Source organism: Sulfurimonas sp. HSL-1656 (genome assembly GCF_039645585.1).
Lineage (GTDB): Bacteria > Campylobacterota > Campylobacteria > Campylobacterales > Sulfurimonadaceae > Thiomicrolovo > Thiomicrolovo subterrani.
Window position 1 is genome coordinate 2,426,611 of record NZ_CP147915.1, and the last position, 13,356, is coordinate 2,439,966.

Consider the following 13,356-nt stretch of genomic DNA (forward strand, 5'->3'; position numbering starts at 1 on the left):
GGTCAGTTTTTAACCCTGAATATCTTGACATACGGCGACATCTCGACCGGCTCGAAGAGCGCCGGGTCGTAGCGCCCCAGCACGAACATCTGAATATAGTTGGAATTCAGTACCGAATCGTCGATCAGCAGCATCCGGCCGTACGATGCCATATAGATCAGTGAAAGGGTACCGTCCATCTTGACCAGATGCGATTTGACTTCTACGTCTCCGTTGGCCGAAAGGCTGGCCGTATAAAAAGCTTTGAGGGAGACTTCCTGCCCTCCGGCCCTGATAATGCCGCGGCGCTGGTCAAGGGTGATCCCGTTACCGAGAAGCAGCATCCCCTGCTGTTCCTGAAACTGCGACGTTACATATAAGAATGGAGGGGAATAACGCTGTCCGGAGTTAAGATCAAGGTTGCTGAAGGTGCAGACGGTCGGGAAGATGTCGAGCATGCGCAGCGGCAGGTAGACGAAAATATCGCGTGTGCTTTCAGGCAGCGTGATATCGCCGTAGCGGAGGGATTCCAGGAAGGCGTTGGGCTCTACCTGATCGGGCTGATTGTTGCGGAAAAGGATATCCGCCGCCGGTTTTTTATAGTCGGCGGCGACATAGGCCTCGACGGCCAGGCGCCCCAGCCGGGCCGCTTCAAGCTGCGATTCGCTGCACACCATCTGCGAAACGATAAAGTTGTCATGGTTGTGTTTCCCGCCGTCGATCAGCGTGTTTTTGTCCCCGTAGAACCAGATGGGATAGCCGTAGTCCCACCAGGTCAGGACATAATCTTTCGGGCTTCCCGTTTTTGAGAGCTTATCCAGCGCCTGCACTTCGGGTACGCTGAAGACCGTCGGGACCTTATACCCAAGAATATGCGTAATATTAGGGTAGAGTACCAACCCCGTCAGTGCCGCCACTACCCCGTAGCGCGCCCAGTGGTTGGTCAACTGAAATGTCAGCATGTAAAAGAGGTAGACGACGCTGATCGCCGCTACCGGAACGGCATAAACGGTAAAACGCAGCCCTCCCCACAGTGAAAAAATACCGATCCCGATCAGCGGCAGCGCCAGGATAAACCCGCGGTGGCGCACCACCAGGACGATATACCCCGCCAGTGCCGCCAGGACGGCCGCGACGGAACCGCTGATGCGGTTGGCCATCATTTCGAACGGGATCTTCCCCGCCTCGCGCACGGTCTGGGCCACTTCGTAAAACCGCAGACCGCCGCTCTCGTCGACGCCGCGGTAGAAGTAGGTGGAGAACTTCGCCCAGATCAGGGTGAAGACGTTGCCCGTGTATAAAAAGAGCAGGACGGTGATCCCCGCGGCGATCATCAGTTTCTGCTGAGTAAACGCCGTTTTCGAAAAGAGCAGGTAGAGTCCGATGATCAGTACGAACTTCGCCACTGTAGGGATGCCCATCAGTGCGACGGCGATCAGGATGATGGAGTGCCACGTGAACGTGTCATTGCGGTGGAAGACGACCATGTAGCCCATATAGAGCAGCCCCATCGCGTAGATCAGCGAAAGCCCCGAATCGTACAGGAACGGGTAGATCATAATCGAGAGCGCCGACAGCAGCATAAAGATGCGCTTTTCCGTCTCCAGGGTCGCCAGCAGGAAATAGAGGATGAACATCGGCATCATCGCCGAGAACATATCCGTGTCGTAATATCCCGTCATGGTACGGTTGTAGTAACTCCAGGCGATCGAACCGATCAATGCCGCGAAGAAGCCCAGAAGCGCCGACCCGTAGAGCCGCCCTATCAGAATGATCGGTACGACGACGATACTTGAAACGACCGCGGGTAGATAGAGCATGACGGTATCAAGGGAAAACGGCGTGTATTTTGTCAGCAGGACCGTGAAAAAGACGACGCCCGAGCCCAGCCAGTCAGGCAGCCGGGGGTTGAACTGGTGCAGCCCCTCCAGGGCCTTCTGCGCCGCCGCGCCGAAGTAGTAGCCGTCGTTGGTATTGATCATCAGCTGGCCGTTCCAATGGAAATCAGCGACACCGCCCATCTGGTAGACCCAGATCATACGGATCAGAAGCGAAAAAAGGTACGCCGTCGACATCAAAATAACGATAAAGCCGAGCCGGTTACTGCCAAAATCAATCTGTTTTATACTCATCTATTGCCTCTTTCAAAACCGACTCGAATGCACCTGCGATGACATCCATGCCAAAGTGGGAACGTACATACGCCTCCCCTTTCGCTGCCATGGCGGAGCGCTCCGACGGTGTGTAATTATATAGTGTCAAGATTGCATTTGCAATCGCGTCCGGATTGTCCGGCCGGACGATCAGACCGGAACCTGCCTTTTCGACCGGGTTCTCGGGTACGGCGGCGGCGAAAACGACGGGACGCCCCGCCGCCATATAGTCGAACACCTTGTTCATGCTCATCCCGTAACGGTAAAGCGGCAGGTCTTTCAGGCCGACATAGAGCAGATCCGCTTCGGCGAGCAGCGGCGCAACCGCCGTCTTAGGGACCGCATCCAGCACCGTGACGTTCGCAAGCTCTTCGGCCTGCCCTGCAAAGGTCCCCTTCAGCGGTCCGCTCCCCACCAGGGTAATGTGGATGTCCGTCGTCGCGGCGAGCAGCGCCGCGGCGGCCATCAGGGGTTCCAGGTTATTCGCCTGCCCCATCGTTCCGGCATAAAGGACGTTGAACTTCCCGGGATCGAGCAGATGCGACCGCTGTACGGAAACGAACGGCGTGAGGTCGACACCGTTGGAGACCCAATGCACCTTTTCTTTGGGAACGCCGAAAACAGCGATATGTTCTGCTGCCCGGGGAAGGAGCGTGATGATCCGCACCGCGCGCCGGTACAGAAATGGCTCCAGGACGCTCAGCAGCAGGACGAAGGGGTGCCACCAGGGCACGCCCATGTCCACCAGCGTCTTCGGCCAGATGTCGCGGACCTCCATGACAAACGGAACGTGCAACGCCCGGGCCAGCCGATAGGCGCCGAAGACGGCAAAAAGATGGACCGACGACCCGACGATAACCTCGGGCATCGGCAGGTCGAGTTCACGCAAACGGCGCAGTTTCCAGGTAAATTCGAACATGCTGCGCACCCTGCCGATGCCGTTGCCGCGGTAGGGCGCGGTCTTCACCCAGACAAACCGGATACCGTCAAGCATTTCGACCTGAAACGTCTCCCCTGCGCCGTACCGCTTCGTCTCGGCCAGTGTCGCATAATGAAAGCTCGAGGCGATGACCGTGACGTCATGCCCCCGTGCGGTCAGCTCCCGGGCGAGATCATAGTGGCGCGTTCCGCCCGGATGGCCCGGCGTCACGGCATAATGGTTGATCAGCCAGATCGTCATGTCATCACCGCCCCGTAAAGCCGCATAAGCGCCGCTTTTTCATGCGACCAGTTGTAGACCGAATGCACGGCCGCTTTCCCATTTTCACCCATCCGCGCCACCGCATCCGGATGGTCGAACAGGAAAACGATCGCCTCCGCCAGCGCTTCCGGGGAGCTGGGATCGATGCAGATCCCGCATCGGTGTTTCTCGACGACATCCTTGTACAGTTCGAAGTCGGAGGTGATCACCGGCAGGCCTATTGCCATGTATTCAAATATTTTCGTCGAATAGGAGTGCAGGTAATTACCGATGGGCTGCAGGACCGACAGGCCTGCTTTCGCATGCCGTGACAGCCCGTACGCCTCATCCAGCGTCAGTCGGCCGTAAAAAACGACCTCCTCTTCGATCCCCTCGAGATCAAGCCCTTCGCGCGTGCTGCCCTGCAGGTTGCCGATATAATGCATTTTGAACGCCACGCCTCTTTGCTTGAGCAGCTTCAGGGCGCGAAGCGTCACATCCAGCCCCCGCGCATCCGAGATCGCCCCGACGTAGAAGAGTTCGTTCCGGTCCCGCTGCGAAGAGACGAACGGCGCCAGAAAAGCGGCATCCGGCATATTCTGCACGACGGCAACGGTACCGTTCAACGGAGCGTAGCGGGAACGGTAGGAGGCTTCGGCGAGGACCAGCCCGTCGAGTTTCGGCAACAGCATACGTTCCAGCATCCCGTACGCCAGTGCTACCCCCGCGCGCAGCCATTTCGGAAGATAGTGTTTCGACTTGATCTGTTCGGTGACCATTTCGTGTATGTCGAATACCACGGTCTTTCCCCGCCTCTTAAGCCTCAGTGCGGCCCAAAGCAGCTCCGGATCGTGGCAGTGGTACAGATCGGCATCGAGTGCCAGGGCCTTGCGGTATACCCTGTTCGCGGCATTCACGATACGGTCGGTCCGGCCTTTGGACGCCCCGGCATCTACGATCCGCACACCCGTTTTGACCTCATCCCCTTTGCCGTCTGCCACGACGAGCGACACCCTGAATTTTTCTGCCAGTGCGCCGCACTCCTTGAGAAAAATACGCGTATCGTACCTGGGATGGGCCGACGTCATATGCACGATATGTTTCATCTTTTTTCCCTCAGCAGATGCGCATACAGTGCTTTCCACGCCCCGATCACCTCATCCCAGCGCGACAGCGCCGCGATGGCCCGCCTGTTCCCGTCACGATACTGTTCACACCCATGCAGATTCCCGATCTGCTCCGCCAGTATCCGGGGCAATGCGTCAAAAGAATCCGCCCGCGCCATGACGACCCCTCTCTGCTCAAAAACGCCATAGGGAAGCCATGTGCCTGCAATGACGCAATTGCCGGCATACAGATGCTCCTGCATCGACCCCGACAGCTGATCGCTGACAAGCATGTTGACCATGATATCGGGCAGGAGCCGGACATAGGCATTCAGCTCACCGTGTAAAAAGGTCTCCAGGACCGTATAGTGCAGCCCGCTCGCCTTCAACGCGCTTATGACGCTCTGCTTGTACGGTTCGCTCCCCCCATAGGTCAGCGGAAACAGGAAGAGCGTCGTGCGGCGCAGCGGCTCCGGGAGCTTTTGAAGCGCTTCGATCATTTTCAGGTGCTGCTGGCCGGTATTGGCATTGTAGCCGCAGCAGACCGTCACGGGAAATCCCGGTACGCCGAGGGCCTGCCGCATGCGTTCCCTGTCCGTGCCGCGGTACCGGTCGATCGCCTCAAGCGGTGTGAGGCCGAAACGGGTGACGGAGCACTTCGCCTCCAGCGTCCCGTCCTCAGCCAGCAGCGACTGCATCGTCGCCTCATTGGTGAACGTTACGGCGTCGACGGCATGAAAAAAACGGCGCTGCAGCCAGCGTTTCCAGCGGGGGATGCGGTAGTAGTCGCTGCCGTACACCGTCACGGCGACAGGTTTCCCCAGCCGTCTGATGACCGGTACAAGCAAAAAGTAGAACCACCGGGCATAATGGAAATGCACGATATCCTCGGACGATTCCTCAAGCATTTTCGCCAAAATACCTATCCGTGCGAGGCTCTGCAGCTTCATTGGGAGCCGGCTGTTCCGAAGCAGGCTGGCATAGGTCGCATCCGTGCCGTCCCCGCGCTCAACGGCAAGCGATACGAAGTCCACATGGGAGACACTGATGCCGTTATCGCGCAGTTCTCGGGTTACTTCGCCGGGGAAAACACTCCCGTGGTTTCCGATCAGCAGCAGGGTCATCGCCTGCCTCCCGGAAAATGCAGTGCGAGCGCCAGCAGTACGGTCACGGCGAGGTATTTGTTATACCGCCCGTAATGACCCCGCTCCTGGGGAGGCGCATACATCTCCAGCAGCAGCGTGCGCAGCATCGGGTCTGAAACCTCCTCGATGCGCTCACGGAAGACCTTATCGAGATTATCTCGGAGACGGGGGTTGCCGTGGTACCACTGGTCAAACGGGTTCATGTCGTTAACGCGCAGTCCGAGCCGGCGCCGCAGTGCGTTGTGGTAACGCTTCCACTGCCTTCCCCACACCGTTTTCCGCACGGAGGTCGGCCGGACCCCGGCCTGTTCCCAGACATACTTCGCGATGGACGGGTGCCGGGCATTGATCCACTTCAGGTAGATGCCTTCATGCAGCTTTGCCGCTTTGGGCATTCCGTAGCAGTAGCGGATCAGCTCCCTGTTGTAGAAAGGGGAACTGATATCGGTAAAGTGCGCCAGGCTCCGGTCGCCGTTGAACGTGCCGTGCATGACCCGCTGTTCGTACCCGAAGAGCTCCGGCCGGTTTTCATAGCGCTGCCGCAGCGGTTCAAACCACTCGATCGCCTCCAGAAGTCTCCGCTCCTTCGTCAGGGCGGCCTGCTGAAGCGAGAAGTGCGGCTTGACGTAGGAGCCGAAAAGCAGGTCTCCTATCTGTCCGGTATGAAGCGTCCCGTAAGTGCGGTGGTCCATCCGGCTGAGGAAATCGAACCCGGCGGCGGAGCCGATCAGCAGGTTCATCCCGTCCCCGGCCGCAACGAATCGCGTCAGGTCCCCTTCGAGATAATGGCCGCCGTCCAGGGGCATGAAGCGGTAGTCGAACCCGTAATCCGCAGCGATCCGTTCGGCGATGACCGCGTCATCGCTCTGACGCTGCGCAAACGTCAGAGCCGTTGTCCCCGTGAACCCGAGCTCGTGGGCCAGCAGGGCATTGACGCGGCTGTCCAGCCCGCCGCTGAGAAAGAGATAGTGCCTGTACCCGTACGCTTCATCTTTGCGCCACTGGTCGGCGACACCGGCCGTCAGCAGTGCATCGATGTGTTCGATCATCTCCGCCTCATCCTCCGGGGCATTCTCCCCGATGGCGGAGAAGTCGAAATAGTGCGCCTGCGTCATCTTCCAACGTTCCGCGTCCAGCGTCATCAGGGTCCCGTAGGGGAGTTTCCTGACATTTTCAAGCAGAGTCGTATTATCGAGCACATAGCCGAAGGCGGCCAGCGAGAGAATCCCGTTGCGGTCCGGCGCCGTTTTTATCCCGAGGCCGGGCAGCAAAGCACTCAGGACCTTCAGCTCCGAGGCAAAAACAAAGTAGGCATCATTTTGGAAAAAGTAGAGCGGCTTGGTATTGAGATGATCCGTAAAAAGCAGCAGCGTGTTGGTGCGTCTGTCCAGAAGAAAGCCGCTGAAATTGCCGTCGATCTCCTCGACAAAGCCTGTCCCCTTTTCCCGGTAGAGTGCCAGAAGCATTTTCCCCATATGGTCATACGGAGCCCCAAGATTGTAACAGAGTCCCTCAAACGCGATTATAACGTCCCCTTCCTCATACAGGACACGGTCCCTGTCGAAACGGTCGGGGACGCTCCGGCCGAACAGCATCCGTCCTGTAACGATCTCCTCGTTGCGCGTCCCTTCGACCGACGCGGAAAAGAAGAGACGGTAAACCTCCCGGACTTCCGGCAGGGCCTCCCTGGAAATAACCCCGTAAATTCCCGCCACTACTGCGCTCCTTTCGTCAGATGCAGCATCCAAAACAGGTTAAAAGTGAGCATCACGACGCCGCTGGCACTGAAAAGTGTCAGTGCGAGATAGACATCGCCGTACAGCGCACCGGCCCCCAGAGACGCAAGCCGCAGAAGCGAATAGACGATCTCGATCCGGAGCGCGGTCCTCTGCCGACCGTAAAGGTTCGGAATGTAGGCGATCATCGACACGATGAATACCATGAAGAGCCAGGGGGAGAGGAGCTGCGTATAGACCCCCGCTTCCCGCCACACTTCCCCGAAAACCAGTGAAAAGAGCTCCGGGGCGAACAGGACGAACAGCGCAAACGGCCCGGCCAAAACCAGCGCACTCTTTCTTGCAAGGTTGAGCGCCAGAGCGTGGACATCCCCTCGTGTGTTACGGAGTGCCGCCGCCTCGGCATTGAACACCTTGGCCATGGAAGCGGAGATGATCATGGCCGGGCCGAAGACGACCCGGGTACCCAGGGCATACAGCCCCACAATCGAAGCGGTAAAAAATGTGCTGAAGACGTATACCGGCAGTTGGGACGAAAAGGTGTTGAGGAACACATGCGGTACCTGGTACTTCGGAAAATTGGCATGGCTCAGCGCAAGACGCTTCATCGACGGCCAGGAAACACGGTCCACACTTTTGAGATCCACCCCGCGCATGATCATCCGAACCGTCGCGGCAAAATTGGAAACGATCTGACCGGCAATAAGCCCGAATGCGCCGGACTTCATCACGCCGAGACCGATTTGCACCGCCGCGAGTATGATCGATTTCAAAACGGTGGCCTGCGCGATCAGCGTGTAATCGCCCCGGCGGTTGCCGTATGCCGTCATCAGGTTGAAGAAGGCCGTCAGGAAAACCGCCGGCGGTACCCAGTAGAGCCAGACGTCCAGCCCTGACTCCGGGGCCAGTGCGGACACCTGTGCACCGAAAAGTGCTATAAGCAGAAGCAGTACGATGCTCACCCCCGTCACCAGCAGCGCGGCCAGCGCCAGGAGGTTGAGAGCATCCTCGTCCGAATCGGGCAGCAGTACCGCCATCTCGTAACGCCCGCCCGCCATCGCGCTGAAGAGTGCAACGACGGCGATAAAAACGGCAAAAAGTCCGAAATCCTGCGGGGAATAGATCCGGGTCAGAAGCGGGCTGATGGCGATCGGGATCGCCTGTGCGAGCGAACTTCCCGTCATCAACGTCAGGACGTTTCTGGAAAAAACGTTTTCTTTCCCGTGATAATGCCGCATTACAGTGTCATCAACCGGCCGTCGCTGAGGCGATAGCGTGAGCTGTCATAGGGATCAAGCGCCTCGCCGTTCTCGTCAAAAACCAGCCGGTTCCCGGCCAGACTTACCCAGCCGATCTGCGTGGCCGGTACCCCGGTCACCAACGCGAAATCAGGCACGTCCTTCGTCACGACGGCCCCGGCACCGATCATGGCGTACCGACCGACGGTGACGCCGCAGACAATGGTCGCATTGGCCCCCACCGTGCACCCTTTTTTCAACAGCGTTTTTTTGAACTCCGTCTTGCGGACGATAAAGGCGCGGGGGTTGATGACGTTGGTGAATACCATCGAAGGGCCCAGAAAAACGTCATCCTCTAGCTCAACCCCTTCGTAGATGCTGACGTTGTTCTGTACCTTCACGCCGTTGCCGATGACGACCCTCGGGCCGACGACGCAGTTCTGGCCGAACGAACACTGGCGCCCGATACGGGTGTGCGGCAGAATATGGCAAAAATGCCAGATCTTCGTCTCGTCCCCGATAGCAACCTCAGCATCGACGAACGCGGATTCATGCACGAAAAAGGATACCGGTCTTTCCGGCTGTTCCGCTTTTCCCTTCGAACGCAACCGTTTTTTCCACTCCTCCGGCGTCAATTTTCTGGGTTCGTCCATCTTCAGACCTCCACCTTTTTACAAAAGGGATGATACTCGCCGTGCAGGCCGACCGGCGACAGGTTGCGGATCGTTGCGACGGTTTCTATGGAACCGTACGCCTCCTCCAGTCCGAAACCGTTGCCGGCAAGGATCTCTTCGTACGAGCGCGTGTGCAGGTCCGTAAAACCGCCGCTGAACTCGATCTCCTCACCGTCCACCGTGATCGAACGGTAGGTACGCTGCCCCTGGGCCTTGATTTCATCGGGAATATAATCGTAGACGACAGAGAGGAACCAGCGGACGTTGGCATGTTTGAGACGAAGCATCCCCGCGTTGGCATACGGCGTTTTGAGATGGACGGTATTCTCTTCGACGCCGCCGAAGATCCAGGTGAGCATGTCGTAAAAATGCACCCCGATATTGCTGGCGATCCCGCCGCTTTTGCTTTCATCGCCCTTCCAGCTGATAAAGTACCATTTGCCGCGCGACGTCAGGTAGGTCAAATCGATGTCGTAGACCTTTGCCGGGTTCTCCGACAGTTCCCGCGCCACTCGCTCCTTCAGGGCGATGATGGAGGGGTGCAGCCGCAGCTGGAGGATGTTATAGACCTTTTTGCCCGTTTCCTCTTCGATGATCTTCAACTGGTCGATATTGTGGGGATTGAGCACGAGCGGCTTTTCGCAGATGGCGTCCGCACCGCTTTTGAGTGCAAAACGGATATGGCTGTCATGCAGATAGTTCGGTGAACAGATACTGACGTATTCGATGCGGTCGCTGTGGCTGCGGTGCCATTTGTCGACGAAACGGTCAAAGCGCTCATACTCCGTAAAGAAGCTGGCCTCCGGGAAATAGCTGTCGATAATGCCGACGCTGTCACAACGGTCGAGGGCCGCGATCAGGTCGTTGCCCGTCTCTTTGATCGCTTTCATATGGCGCGGCGCGATATACCCGGCCGCGCCGATCAGAGCAAAATTCTTCATACGTTTACAGTCTCCACGTCGGATTTTCCACGATGCCCTTCACGTCGATCAGGACGGGTTCGGGCGTGCTGATACGTTCAAAGTCCACCTGTTCAAGCGCCGTAAACTGGCGGTGCGCGACGGCCACGACAATCGCATCGTACCGCTTTTCCGTCTCAAACGGGTTTGAAATAATGCCGTGCCGATACTGTTTTTTATTCTCGTTCGGATCGACCCACGGATCGTATACGTCGACGTGGCAGCCGTACTCTTTGAGCTCCTCGATGATATCGACGACTTTCGTATTCCGCATATCCGGACAATCCTCTTTGAAGGTGACACCCAAAACCAGAATAGCGGCATTTTTGACTTTTTTATCATGCCGGATCAGCTCTTTGATCGTCCGTTCGGCGATAAACTTTCCCATACCGTTGTTAATCTGCCGGGCACCGAGAATAAGGTTCGGCTTGTAGCCGAGCTCTTCCGCCTTGAATGTCAGATAATAGGGGTCTACGCCGATGCAGTGCCCCCCGACGAGACCGGGTTTGAGTTTGATGAAATTCCACTTGGTCGATGCCGCTTCGATCACCTCGTTGGTATCGATACCGATCGCATCGAATATCAGAGAAAGCTCGTTGATCAATGCAATATTGACGTCACGCTGGGTATTCTCAATCACCTTGCTCGCCTCGGCCACCTTGATCGACGAGGCCAGATGGGTCCCCGCCTCGATCACGCTGCCGTAAAGAGCATCGATCTTTTGTGCGATTTCGGGTGTGGATCCGGAAGTCACTTTCTTGATCTTTTTGACAGTATGTTCCTTGTCACCGGGATTGATCCGTTCGGGCGAGTAGCCGGAAAAAAAATCACGGTTAAAGACCAGGCCCGAGCTTTTTTCGAGTACGGGAACGCACACATCCTCCGTCACGCCGGGGTACACCGTCGATTCATAGATGACGATATCCCCTTTTTTCAGGACGCTTCCCACGGTTTTGCTGGAGTTGATGAGCGGTGTGAGGTCGGGACGGTTGCTGGCGTCAATCGGTGTCGGAACGGTAACGATAAAAACTGTGGCTTCGGCGATCGCATCCGTATTTTCCGTGAACCGGAGCGTACGCTTTACGTTTTCAAGCGCTGCTTTTGTCAGTTCCAGCGTGCGGTCATACCCCTCTTGCAACTCCGCAATGCGCTCGTGATTGATGTCGTAGCCGATGACGTCATACTTTTCGGCGAACGCTGCCGCCAGGGGCAAACCGACATAGCCGAGCCCGATAACCGCAACTGTCTCTTGTTTATTCATAAAAGCTTCTTACATGAAAGTGACATATTATAACGCCCCATCACCAACAGAACTCTAAACGCTTCCGTTTGCTGTAAAATAGCGCCATGTATTTCCCTGTCACCCTTCCCTTTTTCCGGCGGGCCGCCTGATGTGTGCCGTCTTCGGCATCCTCGGCGACTACGATCCTGCAACGGCCCGCAGGGGTCTCGCCGCGCTGGCGCACCGCGGGCCGGACTACTGCGGAATCGTCGAGGAGCGGGGGCTCTTTTTCGCCCAGCACCGTCTCAGCATCCGCGACATGCACGAACGCTCCCACCAGCCGCTGCGTGAAGGCAATGTCCTGCTCAGTTTCAACGGGGAGATCTACAACTACCGTGAAATTGCGGAGACGCTGCAGCTCCGGGCAGCCACGGAAGCCGAAACGGTTCTGGCCGCCTACCTGCGCTGGGGCATCGACTGTGTCCACCGGTTCCGCGGTATGTTCGCCCTGGCAATCTACGACGACGGGACCCTCTATCTGCTCCGCGACCGGCTGGGGAAAAAGCCGCTCTTTTTTGCCAAACAGAAAGAGCGTTTCGTGTTTGCCTCCGAGATCAAAGGGCTCCTCCCTTTCCTTTCTCGCGTCAGGATGAACGACGATGCGATGATGGGTTTTCTCTCCTTTCAGGCCCCCACAGCGCCCCATACCTTCTTTGAAGGCATTGAAAAAATCGCACCGGGCGAACTCATAACAGTGACAAACGGCAGCGTTAGCCGGCGTTCGTATTACTGTTTGCTCGACCATGCCGAACCGGTGGATGACGGCAGTGCCCCGCAGCGTATCGAAGCACGCATGGAAGAGAGCATCGCAATGCGCCTCGATGCCGACGTTCCCGTCGCGGCCCTGCTCAGCGGCGGGATCGACAGTGCCGCCGTGAACGCCTTTGCCAAGAAGCTCGGCCGTCCGCTGCAGACCTTCAGCCTGGGCTACGCAGAGCGCTGGAACTACGACGAGAGCGAGAGTGCCGCCGAAACGGCACGCATCCTGGGGATACAGAATACGAAGATCACCATCGGCCAGACTGACTTCATCGATGCCATCGACCCGGTCATGGACGCCCTCGACGAGCCCCTGAACGACCCTGCGGCGATTCCGCTCTACCTCCTCTTCGGCGCCATCAAGAAAGAGGGCTACCGCGTCGTGCTCAGCGGCGAGGGGGGAGACGAACTCTTCCTGGGCTACCGGCAGTACTTTGACTACCTCGATATCGAGCAGCTGGCCTCCCTGCAGCGCAAGGCGTGGCTGAAGAAGTTTTTTCACGGCCACTTCTCCGTCAACCGCGAATGGGAGTGGTACAAGCGCGCCTTCGACGATACGCTTCTTTTCCGGGGGGCGGGTGAAAAGTTCACGGACCTGCAGAAAAATGCCCTGATGCGCCGGAACGTCCGCGACGAGGAGGGGCTGCGCTTCATCCAGCCCGAACGCGACCGTTTCGATGCCAGCCGCTGGAAACACCCCGCGCAGTGGTACAGCTACCTCGACCTGCGCCATCTCCAGGCCGAATACTACCTTGCCAAGCTCGACCGCGTCTCCATGGCCCACGGCATCGAGTCCCGCACCCCCATGCTCGACCACCGCCTGGCAGAGACGGTCTTCGGTACGTCGGCGGCACTCAAGATCGGCAACGGCCGTCCGAAAGCGCTGCTGAAGCAGATCATGCAGCCCTACCTCGGCGACGCGATACTGAATCGCAAAAAGAAAGGGTTTGCCTCGCCTTATATGGAGTACCTGCACGCCTCGGGGAAGATCGACCTCATCACCGAGGTCAACGAACAGACGGGGCTGTTCAAAAAAGAGATGCTGGAGCGCTACATCGACGCGGCCGTGAAGCGGGGCCGATTCAAGCAGCAGGTGTGGAGTCTCTTCGTGCTCTCACACTGGATGAAAAAGCACCTGCTGTAGT

Annotated in this window: 10 protein-coding genes; 1 reads left to right on the forward strand and 9 read right to left on the reverse strand. The window is 57.8% G+C overall.

All coding sequences use genetic code 11. The features are described from left to right. Positions 1-2 precede the first annotated feature (2 nt). From WCX49_RS12560 to WCX49_RS12600, 9 genes are read right to left on the reverse strand one after another with little or no spacing between them, the layout of a single operon-like run. Positions 3-2,111 (reverse strand): STT3 domain-containing protein, encoded by a 2,109-nt coding sequence (locus WCX49_RS12560; protein WP_345985413.1) that lies wholly within the window; start codon positions 2,109-2,111, stop codon positions 3-5. Beyond that, complete coding sequence (locus WCX49_RS12565; protein WP_345985414.1) at positions 2,092-3,312, reverse strand: glycosyltransferase family 4 protein; 1,221 nt, start codon at positions 3,310-3,312, stop codon at positions 2,092-2,094. Before WCX49_RS12565 ends, WCX49_RS12560 begins: the two co-directional genes overlap by 20 nt. After that, positions 3,309-4,418: a glycosyltransferase gene (locus tag WCX49_RS12570; RefSeq protein ID WP_345985415.1), complete on the reverse strand. Its 1,110-nt coding sequence runs from the start codon at positions 4,416-4,418 to the stop codon at positions 3,309-3,311. Before WCX49_RS12570 ends, WCX49_RS12565 begins: the two co-directional genes overlap by 4 nt. Next, entirely contained in the window at positions 4,415-5,542 is a 1,128-nt protein-coding gene (locus WCX49_RS12575) for a glycosyltransferase (protein WP_345985416.1), read from the reverse strand. The genes WCX49_RS12570 and WCX49_RS12575 overlap by 4 nt, the downstream gene beginning before the upstream one ends. Next, a complete protein-coding gene (locus WCX49_RS12580) occupies positions 5,539-7,278 on the reverse strand; it encodes an asparagine synthase-related protein (RefSeq protein ID WP_345985417.1) in 1,740 nt (579 codons plus the stop codon). Before WCX49_RS12580 ends, WCX49_RS12575 begins: the two co-directional genes overlap by 4 nt. Beyond that, a complete protein-coding gene (locus WCX49_RS12585; protein WP_345985418.1) occupies positions 7,278-8,537 on the reverse strand; it encodes an oligosaccharide flippase family protein in 1,260 nt (419 codons plus the stop codon). Before WCX49_RS12585 ends, WCX49_RS12580 begins: the two co-directional genes overlap by 1 nt. After that, positions 8,537-9,190: an acyltransferase gene (locus tag WCX49_RS12590; RefSeq protein ID WP_345985419.1), complete on the reverse strand. Its 654-nt coding sequence runs from the start codon at positions 9,188-9,190 to the stop codon at positions 8,537-8,539. Before WCX49_RS12590 ends, WCX49_RS12585 begins: the two co-directional genes overlap by 1 nt. Positions 9,191-9,192: 2 nt before the next feature. Continuing rightward, entirely contained in the window at positions 9,193-10,152 is a 960-nt protein-coding gene (locus tag WCX49_RS12595; protein WP_345985420.1) for a Gfo/Idh/MocA family oxidoreductase, read from the reverse strand. A 4-nt stretch (positions 10,153-10,156) separates the two neighbouring features. Then, entirely contained in the window at positions 10,157-11,431 is a 1,275-nt protein-coding gene (locus WCX49_RS12600) for a nucleotide sugar dehydrogenase (protein WP_345985421.1), read from the reverse strand. Between the two features lie 130 nt (positions 11,432-11,561). Between WCX49_RS12600 and asnB the strand changes: the two genes are divergently transcribed. Then, on the forward strand, positions 11,562-13,355 hold the full coding sequence (gene asnB / locus WCX49_RS12605) for an asparagine synthase (glutamine-hydrolyzing) (RefSeq protein ID WP_345985422.1): 1,794 nt from the start codon (positions 11,562-11,564) through the stop codon (positions 13,353-13,355). The last annotated feature ends 1 nt before the right edge of the window (position 13,356 follow it).